The 25,779-nt window shown below is 42.6% G+C and carries 17 protein-coding genes and 2 pseudogenes; 8 read left to right on the forward strand and 11 right to left on the reverse strand.

All coding sequences use genetic code 11. From position 1 onward, the window contains the following. Positions 1 to 278 (reverse strand): annotated as a pseudogene (locus EO132_RS06990) (IS3 family transposase); the annotation flags it as partial. A gap of 110 nt (positions 279 to 388) precedes the next feature. Continuing rightward, positions 389 to 676: pseudogene (locus EO132_RS06995) on the reverse strand (transposase); the annotation flags it as partial. Between the two features lie 108 nt (positions 677 to 784). Between EO132_RS06995 and EO132_RS07000 the strand changes: the two are divergent. Next, positions 785 to 1,114 (forward strand): hypothetical protein, encoded by a 330-nt coding sequence (locus tag EO132_RS07000; RefSeq protein WP_127137200.1) that lies wholly within the window; start codon positions 785 to 787, stop codon positions 1,112 to 1,114. 204 nt (positions 1,115 to 1,318) lie between these two features. Here EO132_RS07000 and EO132_RS07005 read toward each other — a convergent pair whose 3' ends face one another. The 4 genes from EO132_RS07005 to mvaD all read right to left on the reverse strand — a co-directional run bounded on the left by EO132_RS07005 (position 1,319) and on the right by mvaD (position 5,301). Further along, a complete protein-coding gene (locus tag EO132_RS07005) occupies positions 1,319 to 2,161 on the reverse strand; it encodes a pseudouridine synthase (RefSeq protein WP_127137201.1) in 843 nt (280 codons plus the stop codon). A 60-nt stretch (positions 2,162 to 2,221) separates the two neighbouring features. Beyond that, complete coding sequence (locus EO132_RS07010) at positions 2,222 to 3,127, reverse strand: geranylgeranylglycerol-phosphate geranylgeranyltransferase (protein ID WP_127137202.1); 906 nt, start codon at positions 3,125 to 3,127, stop codon at positions 2,222 to 2,224. 10 nt (positions 3,128 to 3,137) lie between these two features. Next, positions 3,138 to 4,076 (reverse strand): mevalonate kinase family protein, encoded by a 939-nt coding sequence (locus tag EO132_RS07015; RefSeq protein ID WP_127137203.1) that lies wholly within the window; start codon positions 4,074 to 4,076, stop codon positions 3,138 to 3,140. 139 nt (positions 4,077 to 4,215) lie between these two features. After that, entirely contained in the window at positions 4,216 to 5,301 is a 1,086-nt protein-coding gene (mvaD, locus tag EO132_RS07020) for a diphosphomevalonate decarboxylase (protein WP_127137204.1), read from the reverse strand. Positions 5,302 to 5,394: 93 nt separating this feature from the next. Here mvaD and EO132_RS07025 point away from each other — a divergent pair, with 93 nt between their 5' ends. After that, positions 5,395 to 5,871, forward strand: coding sequence for a TspO/MBR family protein (locus tag EO132_RS07025; RefSeq protein ID WP_127137205.1), 477 nt, complete (start codon positions 5,395 to 5,397; stop codon positions 5,869 to 5,871). Here the strand turns inward: EO132_RS07025 and EO132_RS07030 are convergent. Next, positions 5,868 to 6,422, reverse strand: a complete 555-nt coding sequence (locus EO132_RS07030; protein ID WP_127137206.1) for a DUF1697 domain-containing protein — start codon at positions 6,420 to 6,422, stop codon at positions 5,868 to 5,870. The two genes, EO132_RS07025 and EO132_RS07030, sit on opposite strands and share 4 nt — an antisense overlap. A 45-nt stretch (positions 6,423 to 6,467) precedes the next feature. Between EO132_RS07030 and glpK the strand changes: the two genes are divergently transcribed. Further along, positions 6,468 to 7,964, forward strand: a complete 1,497-nt coding sequence (glpK, locus tag EO132_RS07035) for a glycerol kinase GlpK (protein ID WP_127137207.1) — start codon at positions 6,468 to 6,470, stop codon at positions 7,962 to 7,964. 37 nt (positions 7,965 to 8,001) lie between these two features. Continuing rightward, complete coding sequence (locus tag EO132_RS07040; RefSeq protein WP_127137208.1) at positions 8,002 to 8,730, forward strand: MIP/aquaporin family protein; 729 nt, start codon at positions 8,002 to 8,004, stop codon at positions 8,728 to 8,730. Positions 8,731 to 8,734: 4 nt separating this feature from the next. Here the strand turns inward: EO132_RS07040 and EO132_RS07045 are convergent, their stop codons facing one another. The 4 genes from EO132_RS07045 to EO132_RS07060 form a co-directional block, all read right to left on the reverse strand. Then, positions 8,735 to 10,000 carry a BaiN/RdsA family NAD(P)/FAD-dependent oxidoreductase gene (locus EO132_RS07045; RefSeq protein WP_127137209.1) on the reverse strand — a complete coding sequence of 422 codons (1,266 nt, stop codon included), beginning with the start codon at positions 9,998 to 10,000 and terminating at the stop codon, positions 8,735 to 8,737. Continuing rightward, positions 10,000 to 10,752, reverse strand: a complete 753-nt coding sequence (locus EO132_RS07050; protein WP_235856398.1) for a glycerophosphodiester phosphodiesterase — start codon at positions 10,750 to 10,752, stop codon at positions 10,000 to 10,002. Before EO132_RS07050 ends, EO132_RS07045 begins: the two co-directional genes overlap by 1 nt. 111 nt (positions 10,753 to 10,863) lie before the next feature. Then, a complete protein-coding gene (locus EO132_RS07055; protein WP_127137210.1) occupies positions 10,864 to 12,735 on the reverse strand; it encodes an alpha-amylase family glycosyl hydrolase in 1,872 nt (623 codons plus the stop codon). A gap of 26 nt (positions 12,736 to 12,761) precedes the next feature. Further along, entirely contained in the window at positions 12,762 to 13,781 is a 1,020-nt protein-coding gene (locus tag EO132_RS07060) for a LacI family DNA-binding transcriptional regulator (RefSeq protein WP_127137211.1), read from the reverse strand. 361 nt (positions 13,782 to 14,142) lie between these two features. Between EO132_RS07060 and EO132_RS07065 the strand changes: the two genes are divergently transcribed. The 4 genes from EO132_RS07065 (at position 14,143) to EO132_RS07080 (ending at position 25,770) form a co-directional block, all read left to right on the forward strand. Further along, on the forward strand, positions 14,143 to 17,265 hold the full coding sequence (locus tag EO132_RS07065; RefSeq protein ID WP_127137212.1) for a SusC/RagA family TonB-linked outer membrane protein: 3,123 nt from the start codon (positions 14,143 to 14,145) through the stop codon (positions 17,263 to 17,265). Between the two features lie 10 nt (positions 17,266 to 17,275). Continuing rightward, a complete protein-coding gene (locus tag EO132_RS07070; RefSeq protein WP_164732292.1) occupies positions 17,276 to 18,853 on the forward strand; it encodes a RagB/SusD family nutrient uptake outer membrane protein in 1,578 nt (525 codons plus the stop codon). Positions 18,854 to 19,190: 337 nt separating this feature from the next. Next, complete coding sequence (locus tag EO132_RS07075) at positions 19,191 to 22,538, forward strand: CRTAC1 family protein (protein WP_127137214.1); 3,348 nt, start codon at positions 19,191 to 19,193, stop codon at positions 22,536 to 22,538. Further along, on the forward strand, positions 22,531 to 25,770 hold the full coding sequence (locus EO132_RS07080) for a VCBS repeat-containing protein (RefSeq protein WP_127137215.1): 3,240 nt from the start codon (positions 22,531 to 22,533) through the stop codon (positions 25,768 to 25,770). Before EO132_RS07075 ends, EO132_RS07080 begins: the two co-directional genes overlap by 8 nt. Positions 25,771 to 25,779 lie beyond the last annotated feature (9 nt).

Consider the following 25,779-nt stretch of genomic DNA (forward strand, 5'->3'; position numbering starts at 1 on the left):
GCCCTGAAACGGCTCCCGTTGTACAACTGGTCCGAGACAAAATCCATGCTCCAACATTCGTTCAAACTGGAGGCGTTCCCCTCTGCGGGCTGTCTGTGTGCGGCGGAACGGTTCCGTTTGGGCCGCTTGCTCCTCAGGTTCAGCCCTTCCTCACAATAGACCCTGTACATGCGTTTGTGGTTGTCCATGAAACCCTCCCGTCTCAAAAGAATATGGATACGCCAGAACCCGTAGCGTACCCTGACAGCGGCAATCTCGTTCATTCTCATGCGCAACAGTTCATCGCTACGGCCCTTGGCCCTGTAATAGAAAACACTCTTGTGCAGCAATACGAGCTTGCAGCAACGCTGGATGGAAATATTGTACTCCATCCTTATATTATCGACCATCCCGCGCTTTCGGGACGGCCTCAGAACTTTTTTTTCAGCACGTCCTGTAGGATCTGTTTGTCCAGACTCAGGTCGGCGACCAGTTTCTTCAACTGTGCGTTCTCCTCCTCCAGGTTCTTCAGCCTCCGGAGTTCGGAAACACCCAGCCCACCATATTTCTTCTTCCAATTGTAAAATGTGGCCTCACTGATGCCCATCTTGCGACATACCTCTTGGATACGGGTCCCCGTCTCCACCTGTTCGATCGCAAATACGATCTGCGATTCTGAATACTTTGATCGTCCCATAAGCAAATACTTGTTTAAAGTCAAACATTTATTCGCCCAGAACACTCTAATTCCAAACTGTCCGGTTTAACGGGAGGAGGTCAAACCCAATTGATAAAAAGTGTATTGATGTACAATGCTTTATTGCTTGTATTGGCAATATCATCTAGAGGTTTACTAAAAGATCGGTCTTTAAAACTACTTATTGGGATTTGGTCAATACTTACCATATCAATGGCTCTGATTAATCTCCATTTCTTTAAAAAAATAAAGGAAAATAATGCAATTCTAATTTTAGACAAAAAGGGTATTCAAATTTCAACAAAACCCTTCTTGGCTTGGAGCGATATAATTCCAAATCAAGTAATCTATCATCGTGGACACAACAGTAACGCCCATCAATATTATCTAAATATCAGAGCAAAAGATTTTAAATGGCAAATGAAATCAATGAAATAGATATGGAAATGGATGAAATCTGTCATTGGATTGCTTAATTCAAGAAGCAACTGAATTAAAATGTTTACGCTCTATTTTTTGTCTCGAATAAAATTCTTGGAGCGCAAAATAAAACTGTAAAAAATAGTGTATATGCCAAACGAGCTGGGTTTGGTTTCCTTTCGGGGATTGTGTGACCCTTCTCTCCCATAATCCCTAAAACAATTACTTTATATTCTTCAAATTGATGACCTCCTGCTCCGTTAAGTGTCTCCAATGGCCACGAGGCAAATCTTTTTTGGTCAAACCAGCGAAGATCACACGGTCCAATTTGGTCACGTTGTAGCCCAAATGTTCAAAAATACGGCGTACAATACGGTTACGTCCGCTGTGGATTTCCACTCCAATCTCACGCTTTGGTGCTCCTTGGATATAGCTGATGCTGTCCACTGAAATGGGTCCGTCCTCCAGCTCAAGACCAGCTTCAATTTTATGAAGGTCGCCCAAGCTTAGGTTATTGTCCAAATGCACATGATAGATCTTGCGCACATTATGCTTGGGGTGCGTCAGTTTTTTGGTCAGGTCTCCATCATTGGTAAAAAGCAATAGACCTGTAGTATTCCTATCCAAACGGCCAACGGGCAACAAGCGGTTGTTCGAAGCACTTGAAATCAGTTCCATTACGGTACGGCGTCCCTTTTCATCACTCGTAGTGGTAATAAAATTCTTGGGTTTGTTGAGCAAAATGTACTCCTTCTTTTCCAAGTTGAGTCGTTTTCCATCAAAACGAACATCATCGGAACGCTTTACCTTATAACCCATTTCGGTTATGGTTTTTCCGTTCACGGTAACGTTGCCTGCAGCAATATAGGTATCCGCTTCCCTTCGGGAACAAATGCCCGCATTGGCAATATATCGGTTCAACCGAATCTCATCTGGATTTGATTTTTTCCGTGGAGCGCTCTGCTTAGGTTTTGAGGAAAATTTTTTATCGAACGGTTTCTTTCTATCCCCGCCCTTGAAGTTTTTGGAAGGCCTTCTGCCCTTATTGTTGTCTGATTTCGCCATCAGTCGAATTTTTTGCAAATGTAGTCTTTTTAAGTTCCAAAAAACTTAAAGAACAAAGAATTACATAATTCGATTCAGCACTACATCCACATCAATCAAAAGAATACTGAAAACCCCTGCAACAATAATGAACTTGATGATGTTGTGCAGCCACACATAGTGTTTTTTCCCCTTTGCCTTCCATAACAGTACGAGGAACAAAACCAATAAGACAATGCAAGCCATGAAATAGAGGTACATATACCCTATATCAAACGATTTGATGAGCAGCAGTGCGGGAACCAAGGTCAGTCCAATTAAAAAAGTAATCATGGATTTTGACACATTGGGACCGTAAATAATGGGTATGGTCCTATAATTCTGTGCCATATCGCCTGCCATATTCTCCAAATCCTTGATCATTTCACGGGCCAAAATCAACAAGAACAGGAAGAGAGCGTGCACAAAAATTACGGTCTGGAAATTCTGATAATACACAAACACCACAAAAAATGGTGCAATGGCCAAAGTGGAGGATACCAGGTTACCCACAAAAGGTATACGCTTGAGTTTGTGTGAGTAAATCCAAATACCAAAAATATAGGCAGAGAAAAACAGCACTGCCTTGAACGAGATATAACTTGCAGCGAAAACTGTCAAAAAATTGAGGATAAAATAGGTCGTCAATTTAAATCGCTGGCTTACCAAACGATCCAACATGCTTTTGGTGGGTTTGTTGATCAAATCCTTTTCGGCATCGTAAAAATTATTGATGATGTAACCGCTCGCTATCGTAAGTGCCGAGGCGGTAACAATAAGAAAAAGGTTCAAATCCAGTATGACATGCTGCAGGGGGATGTGGGGCGCCAAAATATAGATGGAAGCCAAGTACTGCGCCAAGGTAATCACAAGGATGTTGTAACCCCTGACCACAGAAAACAGACTCAACAGCTTAAACAGCAAGAGTTTGTTTTTTCTACTAAGCATGTATTTGCTTTTAGAAGTTGTACACTACCTCCAAATTATGGCCTTTGAGTGCTTTTTTGGCCTTTTCCAAATCTTGGGTAAAGCCCAAAATATATCCACCACCACCAGAACCGCAGAGTTTAAGGTAGTAATCGTTGGTCTCGATTCCTTTTTGCCATAATTGGTGGAATTTGGATGGAATCATGGGTTTGAAGTGATCGAACACCACATGCGAAAGTTGCTTCAGGTTACCGAACAAGGATTTTACATTGCCGTTCAAAAAGTCTTCAACGCAGGCATCGGTATGTTTGATGAACTGGTCCTTGATCATATTGCGGAAACCTTCCTGCTTCATGTTTTCCATGAACAATTGCACCATAGGTGCAGTCTCTCCCGTCATTCCACTATCCAACAAGAACACAGCTCCTTTTCCTTCGGTATTTTGAGAAGGAATGCTGGTGGATTCTATATTGTCTTTGGAATTGATGAGAATCGGTAAGCTCAAGTAGCTGTTCAAAGGGTCCAATCCAGAGGATTTACCATGGAAGAAAGACTCCATTTTACCGAATATCTTCTTCAATTGAAGCAGTTTTTCCCGGGTCAGGTTTTCCAAAACCGTGATCTTGTCCGTGGCATAGCGGTCATAAATGGCAGCGACCAATGCACCACTACTCCCAATGCCATAGCCTTGCGGAATGGAACTATCAAAATACATTCCATCGGCAACATCTTTTTCCAAAGCTTCAATATCAAAAGAAACCAAACCTTCTTCCTTGATTTCGAGCACCTTGAGATACTCGGCATAAGCCTTTAGGCTTTTATTGGATTCTTGCGCCATTTTGGAATCGTTCTTGTCCCTCTTGAGCGCTCCTTTGAAAAAATTATACGGGATTGAAAGTCCTTTGGAGTCTTTGATAATGCCGTACTCCCCGAACAATAAAATCTTGGAATAAAATAATGGACCTTTCATATATACTACTAAGATACAAACAAATTTTGTTTAATTTTTGATAAAATTCGATAAACAAACCAACTTTATCTTTAAAAACCTGTTCCCATGGTCTAAAATCTTGGCAAATAACGTAAAAAAACAGCTTAGCTGTTCATTTTTAACCGTTTATTTTGATTGCCCCCAACCCTACTTGATCGTGGATATATTGACCGTTCTGGCAATGTTCAGCCAATTCATTCTTTATAAAATCCTGTACTTTTTCCTTGTCTGCTTCCGGATATAGTAAATGCACATTGGCACCGGCATCCAAGGTAAAGCAAACAGGTGTCTTGGTTGCTTCGCGATATTCCCAAATTTTATTGATGATTTCCAAGGTATCGGGTTTCATCAACATAAAATAGGGCATACTGGTCATCATCATGGCATGCAAGGTCAGCGCCTCACTTTCCACCAATTCGATAAACTCTTCCAGATTGCCATCGGCCAAGATGGGTTTTAACCTATCCAAATTGGAAAAAGCCTGTTCAAATCTATTTTCGGCATAGGGGTGTCCATGCATCAACTGATGCCCCACCGTACTACTGACCTGTTTTTGTCCTTTGTGCACCAACAAAATCGTATCGCAATAACTTTTAAAGACGGGATTTATCTCAAACGGGTATTCAATACCATACAAATCGGAACTGTTGGGAATATTTTGGTGTGCTCCCCATTGAACCAGGTTGCCCTTGGTGCTTCGACATGCACTTCCCGACCCCAATCTAGCCAAATAGGATGCTTTTACAAAGAACAAGGAATCATCCAACTTCGGATTCAATTGCTTTTCAATATCCATTAAACACATCGATAGGGCCGCCATTCCGCTGGCCGATGATGCGATTCCACTACTGTGCGGAAATGAATTGGAGGTTCCGATCGTAAAATGATATTCCTTCAAAAAAGGAAGATACATCTCAATCCGCTCCAAAAAAGTTTGAATCTTGGGTTTAAAATCATCCTTTGGTTTTCCTTCAAAAAACAAATCAAAAGAAAATCCATCTTTGGTGTTTTTTTTCTCAAAAGAAACTGATGTGGTAGTTGCACATGCATCCAATGTAAAGCTAATGGAAGGGTTGGCGGGCATTTGAACAGGGCGTTTTCCCCAATATTTTACCAAGGCAATATTGCTGGGAGCTTTCCAAGTGACCTTACCTTGTTCTGGCAAATTTTGGTAATCGCCGGGCAAAAAATCATTTTCCGTCATTGAGCGTGGATGTTTAAACAAATATAAGCAGCGGCAAACTTACTGGAAATCGGATTGAAATAAATTCTTATTTTAGTGGAAGTTGCACCAACCATGAAAAAAAGAATCGTTTACATAGCCATAAGTGTTTTGGTCTGCCTTGTCATTGGTTTTTTGTCAAGCATCGCGACCCAAAGCTCCGTCAACGATTGGTACGTTACGCTGAGCAAACCATCATTCACCCCTCCGAATTATCTTTTTGCCCCGGTTTGGACAGCATTGTACATTATGATGGGGATAGCTGCAGGTCTTGTTTGGTCCAAGGGCTATCATCATGTTTGGGTAAAAACAGCCTTGTATCACTTTGTGTTCCAACTGTTGCTCAACGCCTTATGGAGCATCGTTTTTTTCGGACTCAAAAATCCATTCGGGGGAATGATTGTTATCTTGGCCTTGTTGACCATGATCATCCTTACCATAAAATGGTTCAGGGTCATCAGTAAACCTGCCGCGCTGTTGATGGTTCCCTATGTTCTATGGGTGGCCTTTGCCTCAACCCTCAATTACAAAATCTGGGAACTCAATCCCTAACCCGAAGTCATTTCCAAAAGCTTCGACATCGTTTTGTGGTTTCTAGTGGTAGCTTCCACTCCCAGCTTTTTTTCAATGAGATTGTTATTCAGTTTTGCTCTACCATAACCATTTTTACAGAATAGGTACACGCAGGAATCGGTCATGTGAAATCCTTCATGTTCAAATTGAAGTTGGTTGAACTGCTTGACCAAATCATCCTTTGGATGACTTTTCAGCAAAACATAGTACAATTTGTTTTCCTCCGCCTCTTCTGAAAAAGGATTGGCATTCAGAATTTGTTCAACGTCATTTTTCTGGATTACCAAGGTCGGCACATCAAATCCAAAATGCTGATGGATGGTTGCCGCAATTTTTTCTTGAAGTATGTCCTTATCAACCTGATCGCTATCAAAAACAATATTACCACTTTGGATATAGGTTTTTACGTTTTTTAGATCGCTATCCTCCAAAATATGCCTCAAATCGGCCATTTTTATCTTTTTTTGACCACTTACATTGATTCCGCGTAGTAAGGCTATATATGTATTCCCCATACTGATGGATTCCAAACCCGAATTAATTTTAGTAAATTCAAACGCACTTAAATTAACAAAATGAATCAATATATCCTTGCCTTGGACCAAGGCACCACCAGTTCCCGTGCCGTGGTCTTTGATAAAAAGGGAACCATTATCTCCGTAGCACAGAAAGAATTCACGCAAATATTTCCCAAACCAGGATGGGTGGAACACGACCCAGACGAAATCTGGTCCACCCAAGCGGGAATGGCCGCAGAGGCTGTGAGCAAAAAAGGGTTGAAAGCAGCACAAATGGCTGCTATTGGCATTACCAATCAGCGGGAAACCGTAGTGGTCTGGGACAGGAACACCAGTGAACCGGTTTATAATGCCATTGTTTGGCAGGACAAGCGTACCGCTGATTATTGCGATGAGTTGAAAAAAGAAGGTAAATCCAATATGATTCGGGAAAAAACGGGATTGGTCATTGATTCCTATTTCTCAGGCACCAAGGTAAAATGGATTTTGGATAATGTGGATGGGGCACGAGAAAAAGCCGAAGCAGGGGATTTAATCATGGGAACCATAGATTCATGGTTGATATGGAAAATGACGGATGGAGGGCTTCACATTACCGATGTGACCAATGCCTGCCGTTCAATGCTCTTCAACATCAATACCATGGATTGGGACGATGAGCTTTTGGATCTGTTGACAATCCCAAAAAGCATGCTCCCCGAAGTAAAACAGTCAAGCGAGGTCTACGGACATACCAGCCCCAATTTATTTGCCACTCCAATCCCGATCGCAGGGATTGCCGGTGATCAACAAGCCGCTTTGTTCGGTCAAATGTGCACAAAAAAGGGCATGGTCAAAAACACTTACGGTACCGGTTGTTTCATGCTGATGAACATTGGGGAAAAACCGATTGTTTCCGACAACAACCTACTGACCACGGTGGCTTGGAAAATCAATGGAAAAACACACTACGCATTAGAGGGAAGCATTTTTATTGCTGGTGCTGTGGTACAATGGTTACGGGATAGTCTAAACATTATAAAAACCTCTGCAGAGGTGGAAAAACTTGCCAGTTCGGTGGATAGCACAGAAGGCGTTGTTTTTGTTCCCGCTTTTGCGGGGTTGGGAGCCCCGCATTGGAACCAAAAGGCACAAGGAACCATATTTGGTCTTACTCGAGGAAGTACCGATGCCCATATTGCTCGTGCTGCCCTGGAATCGATCGCCTATCAGACCATGGATATCCTCAAAGCCATGGAAGCGGATTCCGGCATTTCCATAAAAGAGCTTCGTGTTGATGGTGGTGCCACTGTAAACGATATGCTGATGCAGTTTCAGGCCGATGTATTGAATACCGTTACCGTACGACCAAAGATCGTGGAAACCACCGTGATGGGCGCCGCGTATTTGGCAGGGTTGGCCGTTGGCTATTGGGAAAGTCCAGAAGAAATCCAGGATATTTGGCAAACCGATGTACATTTTAATCCAACTCAAGAACGTGAAGCCATTGATGAAGGCATCAAAAGTTGGTACAAGGCCATAAAAGCATTGGAGTTCTGGACTGAGAACCCCTAATTTTCAAAAATATCATAAACACTAACATTACATTTATATGACTCCTTTTGTATCTGAGATTGTAGGTACTTTTTTGCTGATGGTACTCGGATGTGGCGTAAATGCCAACGTATCCCTACAAAAAACCTACGGTAACGGCTCTGGCTGGATTGTAATCACCACGGGATGGGCTTTTGCCGTGTATACCGGCGTTGTGGTCGCTGGACCACACAGCGGTGCACATATCAACCCTGCCGTAAGTATTGGATTGGCCGTAGCGGGCGAATTTCCTTGGAGCGAAGTACCCGGTTATATTTTGGCTCAATTTATCGGCGCTATGTTCGCAGCATTTTGCGTGTGGCTGGCAAACAAAGATCATTTCAATGCCACAGAAGATGGTGGCACCAAACGAGGTGTTTTTTGTACAGCCCCCGCCATTTCGAACACATTTATAAATCTGTTTTCCGAGGTGTTGGGAACCTTTGTATTGGTCTTTTCGGTGCTTTATTTTACAGATGCAGTGCTATCCACAGACAATGCCATTATTGGGTTGGGCTCGTTGGGTGCGTTGCCCGTTTCTTTGATAGTCTGGGGCATAGGTTTGTCCTTGGGCGGCACTACGGGCTATGCGATAAACCCCGCTAGGGATTTAGGGCCGCGAATCGTACATGCACTTTTACCTTTAAAAAACAAGGGGTCCAACGGTTGGGGGTATGCTTGGATTCCAGTTATAGGCCCGATATTGGGAGCGTCGATAGCCGCGTGGATTGCTTTAGCATTGCAATAAATTTTTAGGAGGCAATGGCCTGAGCAGCAATATAGGCTCCTGTCCATGCATTTTGGAAGTTGAATCCTCCGGTAATGGCATCCACATTGATGATCTCACCCGCAAAGTAGAGATTGGGATGCAATTTGCTCTCGAAGGTCTTAAAGTTGATTTCCTTTAAATCAACTCCACCTGCGGTAACGAATTCTTCTTTGAAGGTACTTTTGCCCTCCACCTTAAATGAGGAGGCCGTCAATTGTTCGGACAGTGCTTGTAACTGCTCTTTGTTGATGTCTCCCCAACGTTCATCGGGAGCAATACCGGCTGCTTCTACCAAGCGCTTCCATAAGCGTTTGGGAAGTTCGGTCACATTGGTTCGCATAACCGTTTTTTTGGCCTCCACTCCTTTTAGTTCCTTGAGGTAGGCCTCCATGGATTCGGTGCTGTAATCGGGCAACCAGTTCACTTTGATCCTGAACGAATAATTGAAATCATGCAGGATATTAGCTCCCCATGCAGAAAGCTTCAAAATGGCAGGGCCGCTCAAGCCCCAGTGCGTTATCAAAAGTGGACCATCTGAATAAAGAACGGCCTCGTCTTTTACATTGCTTTTAAGATTCAGGCTTTTTTTATCGGTATGGAAGGTTTTCCTGGGCATTACCTCAACAGTAGCATACGTACTTATGCCTTGAATACCTTGAATTCTCTTATCGTTAATATTGAATGTGAACAAGGAAGGTACCGGCGAAATAATGTGATGACCCAAATCTTGCAGTTGCTTCCAGATTTTGGGATTACTTCCAGTGGTCACCAATAGTTTTTTGCATTGATAGTGTTTGTTCATTGTAGTGACCTGCCAGCCATCATCCAATTTACCAATTGTCTTTACTGAACTGTTTTTCAGTACTTTAACCCCTAATCGATGTGCTTCACCAACCAGACAATCTATGATGCTTTGTGAAGAATCACTTTTTGGAAACACGCGACCATCATCTTCAATTTTGAGCGGTACGCCTCTTTCCTCAAAAAAAGCCATGACATCCATTGGGGCATATTTATGAAATGGACCTAAGAGCTCTTTCTCCCCCCTTGGATAATTTGTGGTCAGCTCTTTGGGCATAAATTCGCCATGGGTCACATTGCATCGTCCACCTCCTGAAACCTTTACTTTGGAAAGTACGGTTTTGCCACGTTCAAAAATGCCGATTTTTATATCGGTTGAACGTTCCGCTATTTGTATAGCCGCATAAAACCCAGCTGCTCCGCCTCCTACGATTATAACATCGAACATTACTTCACGCGTTCCGGGTAATTTGTAATAATGCCATCGACCCCGAACTCCACCATTCTTTGAATGTCCTTGGGTTCGTTAACCGTCCATGTATATACCTTTAATCCTTCGGATTGGATTTTTGCCGTGTTCTCTTGAGTTAGCGTTTTGTAGTTGGGGTTTATAGCAACCGCACCTAGCTCTTTGGCCACATTTATAGCTCCAAGCGGATCATCGGAGGTTAATATGGCAATCTTTATGTCCTTATTAACAGCTCTCATGCCCTTAAGTTCATCCCATTTAAAACTGGAAATGACAAAATTATCCAGAGACCAACCATGGTCTTCAATATATGTGTTCACTATTTGATTGACATCTTCCGCGGTTCCGGCTCCTTTCAACTCTATATTGAGTTGGACCTTGTTGTCCATCAAGTCAAGTACTTCCGCTAGTTCGGGTATTTTGTGGTTACCTTTTAAGGTAAGTTGTTTTAAACTGTCCAAATCATATCCTTCTATATCGCCTTGGGAATCCGCAAGTCTATCCACTTGATCATCATGAAAAACCACAATCTCTCCGCTCTTTATTTTGAACACATCAATCTCAATCATATCCACGCCGAGTTCCATGGCTTTTTCAATTGATGCCAAAGTGTTCTCGGTCTCGTGACCCATGGCTCCCCTATGTCCAACAACCAATGGTTTTGATTCTTCCATGTTACAACTGGTTAAAAGTAGAATGGCCACAAAAGCCACAAGTAAGTTTCGCTTCATTTTGGTTTGGTTTGATGCTTAAAAATACAATTTGCAATTGAATATCACTTTCAACACTGCATGAAGAAATCTTTATTCCTTTAGCATTCGGTCCTTCAAACAAACCCGAGCCTATTCTTCCACCTTAAAGATGTAGGATTGCAAAGGTTCCAATTCCAATTGGATGTGCCCTTGTCCATTGCTTACGGAGAGTTTCTTCTCTATTTCCCCGTAGAGCTTTTCACTGATTGGATAATCGTCATCGGTCAACTGCCATTTGGCGATCACATCTCCGGGTATTTTGAAATCGAAGGAATAGCTTTTATGCTCATCAAAATTGGAGAGGACAATCAGTTTTTCGTTTTCACTCCAACGTACATAGGAAAGTACCCTGTGGTCGTAACCTTCAGTGTTATCCTTATTGTAGAAATGAATTTCCCGATATTCGCCCATCAAGGCTTCACTGTTGATGGTAAAATTCAGGAGTCGCTTATAAAAGTCCCTTAAATTTTTCTCTTCTTCGGACAATTGTCCACCATCGAACTTATTGTTGTTCACCCACCGCTGATGATGTGGCACACCGATATAGTCGAAAATTGAGGTTCGTGTCGGTTTTCCAAAACCTGCATCTTCGGCCCCAGGTTCCCCAACTTCCTGCCCAAAATAGATCATGGTTGGCGATGTACTGATGGTGGCGGAGACCACCATGGCCGGTTTTGCCAATTCGGCGTCGCCTACAAAATCGGGACTGGCTATACGTTGCTCATCATGGTTCTCCAAAAAGTGGAGCATATGGTGCTCTATATCGGCCATGCCTTTTTGTACAACGGGAATATGGTCCGTCCAACCGTAGCCTTTCATAATGTGTTTGATGCTATCGTAGAGTTCTACCTTATCATACAGGTAATCCATTTTACCTTGATGGATGTAGTCCCGGTACAAACTTGGGTTGTATACTTCGGCCAATAGAAAAGCATCGGGATTTTTCATTTTGATATTGGAATTGAGGTAGCTCCAAAATTCCACAGGAACCATTTCGGCCATGTCAAAACGGAATCCATCCACACCAAAATCCAACCAATATTGGGTAATGTCCTTAAACTTATGCCATGAATCCGGCAAGGTTTTGTCCTTCCAAAATCCGTAGTGGGCTTTATAATCCTTTTGACCATAAGTGTCCGGCAGTTCCTCAAAGTCCTTGGTGCCGTCAGGTCGAACGCCGTAATTGATTTTTACGGTCTCGTACCAATCGTTGAAGTGGGGCTGCGCCAATCGGGAACCGTTGCCCGTCCATTTGGCGGGCACCTCTTCAAATTTTGAATCCGCCAATCTATTTTCATCCCCTCCCAATGGCAAATATCCATCTTGCCACTCTGGCACTTTGAAGGCTTCTCCCGGGATGTAGTAAAAATTATTGTTGACATCATATTCTTTGGATGTATCATCGGAAGCTCCAAAATCCTCAACTCCCTCTGGATTTGTTCTCCCTTCATAATTTCTAGCCACATGATTGGGAACAATGTCGATGATTACTTTAAGACCGGCATCGTGGGTTCTTTGAATCAATTGTTTGAACTCTTCAAGTCGTTTTGATGGGTCTGTGGCCAAATCGGGATTGACATTATAGTAATCCTTGACGGCATAGGGCGACCCCGCCCTTCCTTTTACCACATCGGGATCATCATTGGAAATTCCGTAGTCCGTATAGTCGCGGATAACCGCATGATGCGGTACTCCCGTGTACCAAATATGGGTAACGCCCAAATCTTTGATTTCGGCTAAGGCCTTTTCTGAGAAATCAGCAAACTTCCCTACACCATTTTCCTCAATAGTTCCCCACGGCTTGTTGGTGGTATTGGTGTTTCCAAAAAGACGGGTAAATACCTGATAGACTACTTCTTTCTTTTTCATAGGTGGAGGGGTAGGCTTTTGGTCGGGTTTATCTTTACACGAAGTTAGCACGACAATGGTTAGGAATAAAACAAGGCCGGAAATTGTTCTCATTTTCAAAATTGGTTTGCTAATGGCTATCAATGTGCTATGGAATCCCTGACCACCAAGGTGGGTTCCAATATTTTGGTTTGATAGGTTTCCACTTCAGCTTCGCTCTCTACCTTATCTATGAGCATTTTGGCTGACTCTTCTCCCATTTTCTCACCATGTTGTGCCACAACGGTAAGGCTTGGGTTGGCATATTTGGACAAAACACCATCGGTAAAGCCTATGAACGCGATATCTTCTGGAATTCTCAACCCTTTTTTCTGAACCCAGCGCATACCGCACACTGCAAAGATTTCGTTCACGCACAAAACCGCATCGGGATTCTTGGAGTCCAAAAAGGTTTTTATGGCTTCCTCATCCATTTCCATGGAGGGCATTTTCAACATCATGGATTCATCGATACCAAGGGAACTCTCCTCCAATGCCTTTCTATAGCCTTTGGTCCGAGCCTTGCTCACGCTTAAATAATCATCGGTAGTGATGAGTGCTATTCGTTTTTTGCCTTGATCGATAAACTTTTTAGTGGCTTGATAAGCTCCAAGTTCATCATCGATAATCACTTTATCGCACTCTACCTCTTGGGTAATTCTATCAAAAAGTACTACGGGAATACCTTGTTCCGTTACTTCCTTTAAATGATTGTAATCTCCCTTTTGCTGTGTTTCCGAGGAAAGGGACATGATAAATCCATCGATACTCCCATTGGCCAACATCTCCATATTGATGACTTCCTTGTCAAAAGATTCTTCGGAAAGACAAACAATAACATTATAACCACGCGCATTGGCGTATTTTTCAATGCCTCGAATTACGGTCGTAAAAAAATGGTGCACGATATCGGGGATAACAACCCCAATGTTCTTGGTTCGCTTGTTCTTTAAGCTTATCGCAATATTGTTCGGCTTGTAATTGTAGAGCTTTGCAAAGGCCTGAACTTTCTCTTTGGTGTCCCTGCTTATCTCCTCACTGTTCTTGAGCGCCTTCGAAACGGTGGAAATGGACACCTCGAGTTCACGGGCTATATCTTTTAAGGTAATCTTGGCTTTCAATGATCAAATATTTTTGGCTAACTGATTTGGCGTTGAAAATTACTCAATAATGGTACAAGCAACAGTACATATTTTATTTATTTAACAAAAGTAGGCGTAACTACCGTGCTGAGAAAAAATCTTAACCAAAAAATAAATTCCTTATATTAGAGGGCGCATTATTGAATTAACAATTCTCAATCTCTTTTTTGAGATTACAACAAACTAACGACTAGAGTTTTGTCACACCTTCACATTTCAAAGTTATTAACACGAAAACGGTTTCGTAGTATTTTGCAATATACTTAAATTTCGATTAACCTTTTTTTTATATATGTTTAACACTTGAATTAAAATTAACTAAACTTAAAATTAATTATTTATGAAGATTACGCTACTAAGAAGCTTTCTCTTGCTTGGGGCATTTTTATGCTTTGGGTTGGCGAAAGCTCAGACAGTATCGGGTACCGTTTCGGACGCAAACGGACCTTTGCCAGGGGCAAGCGTATTGGTAAAAGGTACTACCAATGGTACGCAGACCGATTTTGATGGTAACTACACCCTTAATGATATAGGGGATGCCGCAACCTTGGTTTTTAGCTACATTGGGTACAAGACCCAAGAAATTGCAGTTAATGGACAATCTACCATTAACGTGACCTTGGAGGAAGATGCACAAGCATTGGACGAGGTAGTAATCATAGGTTACGGACAAACTACTGTTAAGGATGCGACCGGATCGGTTGCAGCAGTAACCTCTGAAGATTTCAACAAAGGTGTGATTTCTTCTCCTGAGCAATTGATCCAAGGTAAGACTGCCGGTGTTCAGATTGCCCAAGGTAGTGGTGAGCCAGGTTCTGGAGTCGCCATTAGAATTAGGGGTACCTCTTCCGTTCGATCTAACAACAACCCTCTTTTTGTAGTTGATGGGGTTCCATTACCTTCAGGGGACACTTCTTCCGAAGGTACCAACATTGGTGTTGGTTCCAGTTCTGCAAGAAACCCGTTAAGCTTCCTTAACCCTAACGATATTGAAAGTATGAGTATCTTGAAAGATGCTTCCGCTACTGCAATTTATGGTTCTAGAGGTGCGAACGGTGTTGTTATAATCACTACTAAAAGTGGAAAAACCGGAGCTAGCGGTGGTACTTGGGAATACTCTTCAGATTTGAGTTACTCAACTCCAGCCAATAGCTACGATTTATTGAACGCTTCGGAGTTCCTTTCCGCTGTTGATGCTTTTGGAGGAACAGCCATCAATGCTGGTGCCGATACGGATTGGCAAAACTTAGTTACCCGTTCCACTGCTTCCACGAACAACAACTTGGCTTATTCCCAGAACTACGGTTCCGGTAATGTTAGGGCCACTTTCAATTACGGGAAACAATTCGGGGTTATAGAGAAATCCTCTCAAGAAAGAATAACAGGAAGGCTTAATGCCTCACAACGTTTGTTAGATGACAAACTACGCCTAAATCTACAAGGTACGCTCTCAAGGGTTAACGATGAAGCTCCACCATTGAGTGGTAGTGCCGGTTCCACTGGGGATTTACTTGGGGCAGCTTATGCGGCCAACCCAACGTGGCCTGCCAATTCTCAATTCAATCCAGGAGATAGGATAAACCCTTTGAACCTCTTGGAAAACTGGCAAAGCATGACCTATACAGACCGTATTTTGGTCAATTTCTCCGCCGAGTACGATATCACTAGCGAACTAACGGGAAAAATCACTGTTGGTTATGATAAATCCGATTCAAAGAGAGAGGCTTCTCTTACCGCTGAATCATTTAACGTTGCGAGGGGTGCCGGTAACAATGGTAGAGGCGCATTGAACGACCTGATCAATGAAAATAGGTTATTGGAAGCAACATTGAACTACACTAAAGAGTTTGACAATTCCAATCTTGATGCCTTGGTTGGTTTCTCTTACCAAGATTTCAACACAAGAGGAAGAAATATCGAAGGTTGGGGATACTCATCGCCCGACCTAAACCAAATGCCTCGAGACTTATCTAGTTCAGCAAATACCTTGGAGTCCATGATTCCAGGTGAATACCAGCAATACGGGTACTCCTTTGACGTACCCGGCAATCCAGCTGGCCTTTTTGTGAATCGCTTATTTCCTACGCCAGAAACAGAATTCTTTGGCGAAACTACCGGTTTAGGTGTTAGAGCACTATTTGCAGATACATTCGATTACACAGACGAACTTCAATCCTTCTTTGGAAGGGTCAATTATACAATAGCCAACAAATATTTGTTCACGGCCACAGTAAGGGCCGATGGTTCTTCCCGTTTCGGTGAAAACAACAAATATGGTATTTTCCCATCTGCGGCCTTCGCTTGGAAAATCAATGAAGAAGATTTTATCGGCGATGCCGTATCAACTCTTAAACTTAGGTTGAGCTATGGTATCACAGGTAACCAAGATGGTATTGGTTATGGTCGATTTGTAAGAAGGGAAAGATATTCTGGAGGAAGCGTTGGAGACGGTGGTGCCGTCAACGTTCCAGGTACAAGTACCGTGGATTTTGCGAATCCAGACCTTAAATGGGAGGAAACAACACAGTATGGTGTTGGTATTGACTTTGGTTTTGCTAACGATCGTTTGAACGGTAGCGTTGATGTATATCGCAAAGAGACCAGAGACTTATTGTTAAGTGTTGAAGCGGCGCAGCCATCTCCACAGCCGTTCTTCTTCCAAAATTTGGATGCGATGGTATTGAACCAAGGTGTTGAATTCTCGCTTAACTACGATATTTTACAAGGAGAGGACTTTTTCTGGACAGCTGGTTTCAATATGGCATACAACAAAAACGAAATTCAAGATTTTGAAGGAGCCATTCCAGCAGGTACCATACGAGGTGCAGGTCTTACAAATGCATTTGCACAACGTTTGCAAACAGGACAGCCTCTTTACTCTTTCTACCTAAGGGAATTCACTGGATTTGATGAAAACGGAAACCCAGTTCATGAAGGTGGTACGGATAACCAAAAATTTGTTGGGAAAAGTGCACTGCCAGACATTACTGGAGGTTTCTCTACTTCTGCAAACTATAAAAACTGGGATGCGTCTTTGTATTTCACCGGACAATTCGGAAACTACATATATAACAACACGGCCAACGCCTTCTTTACTGCGGGTGCCATTGGAAGTGGAAACAATGTTATAAAAGATGTAGTGGATTTGGCAGGCGAGGAAAGTCGCTTTGCAGAAGCTTCGGTATCTACAAGATTCTTGGAAAAAGGGGATTTTGTAAGACTACAGACCGCATCCATCGGATATAATGTACCACTATCAGGCGACGGGCTTTTCAAAACCATGAGGTTGAGCCTTACAGGTCAGAACCTATTCGTAATCACGGATTACAGTGGTTTGGATCCTGAGGTAAGTGTTACTCCAGCTTCTGGAGACCTATTGAACGGTCTTCCAATTGCCGGTATCGATTACTCATCATTCCCAAGGCCAAGAACTTATACATTTGGCTTTAGTGTAACTTTTTAAAAAAATAAGCATGAAACTAGAAACATATAAAAAATTTGTTTTTGCTTCACTCTTTATACTAGGTCTTACTTACTCTTGTACCGATTTGGAAATAGAGGAAACGGACTCTATTATAAGTGAGGAAGCAGGCGACACTGGGTTTTCAGGGGTCACAAACCCTACCAGTGCATTAAATGATTTGTACAATAAGGTTGGGGGAGACTTTGCAACCCAAGAGAACATGTACGCACTATCGGAAGTAACCTCCGATGAACTATTGATTCCCACAAGAGGTACCGACTGGGGGGATAATGGTGTATGGAGACAATTACATACGCATACTTGGACTCCAGACCACGCATTCGTTAAAAATGCATGGAACAATCTGAACCAAAACATTTTCAGAGCTTCTGAAATCATTGAAACATCAAGTTCAGATAACAGCACTGTTGCTCAAGCTAAATTCCTAAGAGCATTCAACATGTTCTTTGTGATGGATCTTTATGGTTCTGTTCCTTTTAGAGGGGTAGATGAAGGTCCGGAAATAAACCCTACAGTTCTGACTAGATCAGAAGCTTATAGCTTTATAGAAACAGACCTGACCGAAGCAATCGCAGGATTGCCATCCGTTGGCCCTGGTGTTGCCAATGTAGGCACGGCCACTCAAGAAGCCGCGAAGTTCCTTTTGGCCAAACTGTATCTTAACGGTCATGTATACAAAGGAACTGGCTCTGCCGATAATGCAGACATGCAAAATGTAATTGATTTGGTTGACGAAATCAATGCCAGCGGTTTTGATATCCAAGAAGGTTATTTCGAGATTTTTGAGCCAACTGACGATACGGAAACCATCCTATTTTTGAGAAGTGATCTTGGAGCTAGAATTTGGAACAGTCTGCACTACAATCAAAACTCACCTGACAACACAGGTGGTGGTTGGAATGGATTTTCCACATTGGCTGAGTTCTACGACCTTTTCGAAGGTGATCCAAACACGAACTATGTTGGTGATGGCCAAGAAGAAAGAAGAGGATATGTGCCAGATGCCACTACGGCAAATGACCAAAATTTAGGTATTGGCTACGGTTTCCTTATTGGACTACAGTACAACGAGGATGGAACTCCGTTGACCAACAGACAAAACCAGCCTTTGGTATTCCAAAAAGAATTCCCTTCACTTGTAGGTAATGGTGAAGCCGAGGGAGTTCGAGTCATCAAATACCACCCATACGATCCTACCGATGAGGACGATCAAGTAAACTCATATAGACAGCATCAGATCATATTCAGATATGCAGATGCACATTTGATGAAAGCTGAAGCTATGATGCGAATGGGAGGAGACCCGACAAGTATGGTAAATGATTTAAGAGGTCTAAGAGAAGACACTCCTGATTTAGCCAGCGTTACCGAACAAACCCTTCTTGAAGAAAGAGCCCGTGAATTGTTCATAGAGTTCTGGAGAAGAAACGATTTGGTAAGATTTGGTCAATTTACTGCACCATGGGGTCTTAAAGAAGTTAGCGGAGATGAGAATATGAATCTATTCCCAATTCCTGCAACAGCACTTTTATCCAATCCTAACCTAGTTCAAAACCCTGGTTACTAAGCATAAAGTTTAAGCTGTTTTAAAAAAAATGCCGCCCTCGGATTGAGGACGGCATTTTTTTTTGGCTTAAATGGCAAAAAACGACAAATAAAAGATTAATGAAATATTAATGAAGTCGAATAATTTTGAGATAAGTCTCCATCTTGGTAGATTGCTGGCTTCACACGGAAGCCTTTCAAAACTGATGTGGCGATAAGTATGTACTTTTTCAACATCAAAATTGAAATATTTAAGTGTCGCCAGAAAAATTAACGAGTAAATGGCAATGGAATTAAGCTATTCATCATAGCATGGATTATAGAGCTCCTATTTTTTTGGTCAAAAAACAGAACAATAAATGAAACTAAAATATATTACTGTTAGCCTTCTTTTGATAGGCCTTGTCGCATGTAATAATAAAGAAGGCGCTCAACCCAAAAAAGATGAGGACACCGAGACGCTTTTCACCCTGTTGAAACCAGAGGAAACAGGTGTCGAATTCGTCAATAAGGTGGAAAACCAAAAGAATTTCAACATCTTTAAGTACCGTAACTTCTACAACGGCGGGGGTGTGGCCATTGGGGATATCAACAATGACGGACTTCAGGATATTTATTTGACCGGGAATATGGAGCCCAATCGCCTATATCTCAACAAGGGCGACATGAAGTTTGAGGACATCTCCGAAACGGCCGGCGTGCTGGGAAACAAACCCTGGTCCACAGGTGTTGTCATGGTGGATATCAATCATGACGGGCTATTGGACATCTATGTCTCCAATGCCGGGAACATGGAAGGCAACAACCACGACAATGATCTTTACATCAACAATGGAGATTTAACCTTTACTGAAAAGGCTGAAGAGTACAATCTGGCCAAAACCGGTTTTACAACCCATGCCTCCTTTTTTGATTATGATAAAGACGGAGATCTGGACGTATATATCCTAAACAATAGCAACATTCCCGTAAGCAGCCTTGGTTATGCGGAGCAACGTGAGGTAAGAGCACAGGATTGGGAAGGTGTGCCCGATATTTTCAAGGGCGTTGGGGATATGTTGTTGCGTAACGACAACGGCACATTTGTAGACGTAAGTGAAGAAGCTGGGATTTATGGAAGCTTGATTGGTTTTGGGCTTGGCGTATTGGTCACAGACTTTAACGGGGACCTTTATCCAGACATCTACGTATCCAATGATTTTTATGAAAGGGATTATCTCTATATCAATCAAAAGGATGGGACGTTCAATGAAGAAATCAAAGAATGGACCTCACACTTGAGCCTATCGGCCATGGGAATCGATATAGCGGACATCAACAACGATGGCCATAACGATATTTTCATTACCGATATGCTTCCCGAAGAAGAGCACCGGGTAAAATCCGTGATGGAATTTGAAGGCTACAATGTTTTTAATCTAAAACAGAGCAAAGACTTTGGCCAACAGTACATACAGAACACACTCCAACTCAATAACGGTAACGGCACATTCTCCGAAGTGGCATACTACAGCGGCATAGATGCCACGGATTGGAGCTGGGCAGGACTTATGTTCGACATGGACAACGATGGCCTAAAAGATATTTTCATTACCAACGGTATCAATCACGATCTTACCGATTTGGACTTCGTGGATTTTTTTGCCAACGAAATCGTCCAAAAAATGGCATTAACGGGACAAAAGGAATCCATAGACTCCATCATCAGTAAAATGCCGATAAAACCACAGCCCAATTATGCCTATAGGAACAATGGTGACATCTCCTTTAAAAATGCCAATAAGGAATGGGGGTTTGAACTTCCCTCCCGCTCCAACGGAGCTGCCTATGCCGATTTGGACAATGATGGCGATTTGGACCTAGTGATCAACAATGTTAACACACCTGCCTTCATCTATAAAAACAATACCGAATCCCTGTTGAACAACAATTACATTCAACTGAAGTTCAAAGGGCCAGAAAACAATCCTTTTGCAGTTGGCACGCTCGCCAAAATCTATTTCGATGGCAACATCGTGAATCAGGAATTGATTCCATCAAGAGGATTCCAGTCCTCTATGCAATACGATATGACCGTTGGTTTGGGCAAATCAAAACAATTGGATTCCATCCGTATCATATGGCCCGATGAAAAAACCCAAAAAATGGAAAATGTGGTGGTAAACCAGGTCTTGACCTTGGATTATGCCGATGCCACAGAAACTTATTCCATTCCAAAGAAAGAGTCCAAAAAATCGTTCTTGAAAGAGTTGGACAACAATTTGATTACCGAACACAAAGAGGACAACTACAACGATTTTGATTACGAAGGCCTTATTTCCCATAAACTCTCACAAGAAGGACCCTCGTTGGCTGTTGCCGATGTCGATGGCGATGGCAACGAAGATTTCTTTATTGGCGGGGCAAAAGGCCAGGCAGGAACCATTTATCTCCACAAAGGGAATGGAAAAGTGGCCCAACAAAAATCAATGGCTTTCGACGAAGATAAGAACCATGAGGATGTTGCTGCAGCATTTTTTGATGCCGACGGCGATGGCGACTTGGATTTGGTCGTGGGCTCAGGAGGAAACGATGTGACCCAACAAGGTAATTACAAAGCTCGATTGTATCTCAATGACGGCAATGGAAACTTTTCAAAATCGGAAAACCCGCTGCCGTCAACATTCAAGAACATTTCCACGATTTCCGCCCATGATTACGACAACGATGGCGACATGGACCTTTTCATCGGTTCACGCAGCGTAGTGGGTGTATATGGTGTATCGCCCGACCACCTCTTGTTGGAAAACACAGGAAATGGCACCTTCAATGATGTCACGGAAAGATTGGGGTACGATCTCAAGGATGCCGGAATGGTAACCGACTCCAAATGGGAGGATATAGATGGAGACGGTAAAAAGGACCTTATCATCACAGCAGAATGGGACACCCCAAAAATCTATAAAAACACGGGGAGAAGACTGGCTAAAATGACCAGTTCGTTGGACAGCCTTTACGGTTGGTGGAACACTGTGGAGACCGCTGATCTGGATGGAGATGGCGACCAGGATCTCATATTGGGCAACCAAGGTTTAAACCTCCACTACAAACCAACAGATTACGCCCCAATGAAAATGTACATCAATGATTACGACAATAACGGCACCATAGAGCAAATCGTGACCATGCAAGAAAACGGTGGCGATTATCCAATACATCAAAAAAGGGAGCTTACCGAGCAATTACCTTCACTCAAAAAGCAAAACCTGAAAGCATCGGATTATGCCCATCGCACCATACATCAACTTTTTCCAAAGGAAGTGATGGATAGGTCCATTGTAAAAAAAGCTGAAACCTCGGCATCGGTAATTGCCATTAACGAGGGTGGCGGGAAGTTTACAATCAAAAATCTACCGCCCCGGGTACAACTTTCCTGTGTGTGCGACATTACCTGTACCGATGTCAACAAGGATGGCAATCTGGACTTGATCATGGCCGGGAACAATTATGAGTTCAAGCCACAGTTCTCCCGATTGGATGCCAGTCAAGGAAACTTACTGCTGGGCGACGGTAATTTGGGCTTCACTTGGCAAGATTATGAGACCAGCGGGTTCAAAGTCAGGGACGAAGTGAAATATTTAAAGCAGTTCAAGGATAAAAACGGTAAAGTTTATGTCATTGCAGCCGTAAACAACAACAAACCAAAGATTTTTGCCTTAAATGAATAGGTTTCTGATCACATTACTGGCAACAACCCTTGTTGTTTCATGTAAAAAGGAAGGAAGTCTTTTTGAAAATCCTGCCCCTAAGGAAACAGGTGTGGATTTTACCAATACGCTTACCTCTTCAAAAGATTTGAGCATTTTGGATTACCTCTACTTTTACAACGGTGGTGGTGTATCCATTGGCGATATCAATAACGATGGCTTACCCGATATCTTCTTTACCGGAAACCAGGTCAAAAATAAATTGTACCTCAACAAAGGCGACCTTAAATTTGAAGATATCTCCAATTCAGCGGGGATTGAGGGAAACAGCACATGGAACACTGGAGTTACCATGGCCGATGTGAACGGAGACGGTCTATTGGACATCTACGTTTGTGCAGTGGTCGGAATCAATGGGTTCAATGGGTTCAACGAACTATATATCAACAATGGCGATAATACCTTTACCGAAAGTGCCGCCAAATACGGACTGGATTTTGATTCGTACAGTTCCAATGCAACCTTTTTCGATTATGACCTAGATGGCGACCTCGACCTGTACCTGCTCAACCACGCCGTACACACCCAAAATTCCTTTGGGCGATTTGATCTAAGGTACGAACGCAGTTATGAAACTGGGGACAAACTATTACGGAATGATAATGGAAGGTTTACCGATGTGAGCGAAGAAGCAGGCATTTATGGGGGCGTAAACGGTTATGGGCTCGGTTTGGCCGTTGCCGATTTCAATCAAGATGGATACCCTGATATTTATGTGGGCAACGACTTTCACGAAGACGATTATTACTACCTCAACAATGGGGACGGCACCTTTACCGAAAGCTTGAAAAAATACTTTGGACACACCACCCGATTCTCCATGGGCAACGATGTGGCCGACATCAACAACGATGGTCGACCTGATTTCCTTTCGTTGGACATGCTGCCCGAAGACGAAGTGGCCCTAAAATCCTCTGAGGGTGATGATAACATCCAAACCCAAAAGATGCGAATAGACCGTTTTGGTTACCATTATCAGTTTACGCGCAATATGCTCTTTGTCAACCAGCCCGATGGTAATTTCATGGAAACAGCTTTAATGAGCGGTATTGCCGCCACCGATTGGAGCTGGAGTGGTCTTTTTGGTGATTTTGACCAAGATGGACATCAAGATGTATTCATTTCCAACGGAATTCCGAAAAGACCCAATGATTTGGATTTCATCAAGTTTGTTTCGAGCGATCAAATCAGAAGTAAGATCGACAACACTAAGCTCGTGGATCAGCAAGCTTTGGATTTGATGCCTTCCGGAAATGTGCACAACTACGTTTTTAAAGGAGGCAAGGAACTTCATTTTCAAGACATGTCCGAAAAATGGATCACGAAAGACACCTTGATATCTGGTGCAACGGCCATGGGAGACCTTGATGGCGATGGGGATTTGGATGTAGTGACCAACAATATCGATCAACCTGCCTCCCTGTACATCAATAAAACAAACGACAAGAGCAACTACCTGAAGCTAAAATTCAATTATACTGATAAAAACACCTTTGGTATCGGCACCAAGGTATATTCGTATGTCAATGGAGGTCTTCAGTTCAAGGAACTGTTCCCCACAAGGGGCTTTCAGGCATCCTCAGAACCGATGGTACATTTTGGTTACACTAATGCAACAGCAATAGACTCCATAAAAATAATTTGGCCAGACAAAACTTATCAGGTGTTACAAAATGTTCCGGTAAACCAAACACTTACCATTGAGCCGACAAACACAAAGCCCTTTGATTACGAATCACTCCGTAAATCGAAAAAACCTTTGTTCAGCCCAGTGGACAACAATCTTGGCCTTGATTTTACCCATGTGGAGGACAACTATACGGACTTTAACCGCGAAAAATTGATTCCCTATCAAATTTCCGATAGAGGACCTGCTTTTGCCATTGGTGATGTAAATGGAGATGGTAAGAGGGATATTTTCTTTGGAGGGTCCAAATATGAGCCTTCACAGATTTTTGTGCAACAAGATTCCATCTTTGTCAACCAACGGTTTGATAGCATTCAAAAAGACTCCATTCAGGAAAACGTTTCAGCAGCCATTGCGGACTTTAACGGCGATGGGAAAAATGATTTGATCACCGCATCCGGAGGCGGGGACTTTTTTGGTCCGTCCGACCCACTATTGGACGCCTATTACGTGCAACAGGACACCAATTTCACAAGTGCTGAGCTTCCTGAGTACTACCAAAACTCCTCTGTCATCAAACCTTTTGATTTTGACGACGATGGGGATTTGGATGTTTTTATCGGAGGACACACCATTACGGCCAAGTTCGGGGCTCCAGCAAATTCCTATTTGCTGGAAAATGACAAAGGCACTTTCAAAGTGAGGAATGATTTTGAAAGGCTTGGAAAAGGAATGGTAACCGATGCCATTTGGAGTGATTTTGATGGAGATGGCAGCACCGACCTTATTTTGGTGGGGGAATGGATGGCTCCCAAGTTTTTGAAACAAAAAAATGGTTCTTTCACTGAAGTGGAACAAGTCAACATATCCGGTCTATGGCAAACCATTGAAGCCTTTGACATTGATGGGGATGGCGACACGGATTACCTTCTTGGAAACTGGGGCACCAATTCCAAGTTCAAAGCTTCCCAGGAACATCCCATGAAATTGTATTTCAATGATTTTGATGATAACGGTCAGACCGAGACAGTGACGGCCCTGGAGAAAAATGGCAAGTACTACCCTTTGGAAACATTGGACGGATTGGCCTCACAAATGGTATTCCTTAAAAAGAGATATACCACCTATAAATCCTTTGCTGGAGATACCATGGAAGAAATATTCGGAGAGGATGCGTTGAATAAGTCCACTTTAATGGAGGTCAACACATTGAAATCGGGATATTTGCGAAACGATAATGGTACCTTTGTTTTTGTCCCATTTAAAAATGAACTCCAGGTATCCCCGATTATGTCATTTCTGGTAGATGATTTTGATGATGATGGGAATACCGAGGTATTGATCGGAGGAAATTATTTTGGGGTAAAGCCCTATCACGGTAGGCTGGATTCATTTCCAGGGGCCCTCATCAAAAGTGATGGCAGCATTATTTTGGGTAACCAATTGGGATTGGATTTCACAAAAAGATCAATTCGACACTTAAAAACAATCATATTAAACAATCAAAAATATTTGTTGGCAGTGTTCAACAACGATAAAGCACAAGTCTATAAAATCAATGATTAATCGCAATGC

Source organism: Flagellimonas oceanensis (assembly GCF_003992595.1).
In the GTDB taxonomy this organism is placed as follows: domain Bacteria; phylum Bacteroidota; class Bacteroidia; order Flavobacteriales; family Flavobacteriaceae; genus Flagellimonas; species Flagellimonas oceanensis.

Excerpts from the sequence above, each read along its gene's own strand:
- EO132_RS07000 (WP_127137200.1), top strand. The coding sequence starts at position 785 with ATGTACAATGCTTTATTGCTTGTATTGGCAATATCATCTAGAGGTTTA.
- EO132_RS07015 (WP_127137203.1), bottom strand. The coding sequence starts at position 4,076 with ATGAAAGGTCCATTATTTTATTCCAAGATTTTATTGTTCGGGGAGTAC.
- EO132_RS07010 (WP_127137202.1), bottom strand. The coding sequence starts at position 3,127 with ATGCTTAGTAGAAAAAACAAACTCTTGCTGTTTAAGCTGTTGAGTCTG.
- EO132_RS07050 (WP_235856398.1), bottom strand. The coding sequence starts at position 10,752 with ATGAAGCGAAACTTACTTGTGGCTTTTGTGGCCATTCTACTTTTAACC.
- glpK (WP_127137207.1), top strand. The coding sequence starts at position 6,468 with ATGAATCAATATATCCTTGCCTTGGACCAAGGCACCACCAGTTCCCGT.
- EO132_RS07080 (WP_127137215.1), top strand. The coding sequence starts at position 22,531 with ATGAATAGGTTTCTGATCACATTACTGGCAACAACCCTTGTTGTTTCA.
- EO132_RS07075 (WP_127137214.1), top strand. The coding sequence starts at position 19,191 with ATGAAACTAAAATATATTACTGTTAGCCTTCTTTTGATAGGCCTTGTC.
- EO132_RS07040 (WP_127137208.1), top strand. The coding sequence starts at position 8,002 with ATGACTCCTTTTGTATCTGAGATTGTAGGTACTTTTTTGCTGATGGTA.
- EO132_RS07065 (WP_127137212.1), top strand. The coding sequence starts at position 14,143 with ATGAAGATTACGCTACTAAGAAGCTTTCTCTTGCTTGGGGCATTTTTA.
- EO132_RS07025 (WP_127137205.1), top strand. The coding sequence starts at position 5,395 with ATGAAAAAAAGAATCGTTTACATAGCCATAAGTGTTTTGGTCTGCCTT.
- EO132_RS07005 (WP_127137201.1), bottom strand. The coding sequence starts at position 2,161 with ATGGCGAAATCAGACAACAATAAGGGCAGAAGGCCTTCCAAAAACTTC.
- EO132_RS07070 (WP_164732292.1), top strand. The coding sequence starts at position 17,276 with ATGAAACTAGAAACATATAAAAAATTTGTTTTTGCTTCACTCTTTATA.
- mvaD (WP_127137204.1), bottom strand. The coding sequence starts at position 5,301 with ATGACGGAAAATGATTTTTTGCCCGGCGATTACCAAAATTTGCCAGAA.
- EO132_RS07055 (WP_127137210.1), bottom strand. The coding sequence starts at position 12,735 with ATGAGAACAATTTCCGGCCTTGTTTTATTCCTAACCATTGTCGTGCTA.
- EO132_RS07045 (WP_127137209.1), bottom strand. The coding sequence starts at position 10,000 with ATGTTCGATGTTATAATCGTAGGAGGCGGAGCAGCTGGGTTTTATGCG.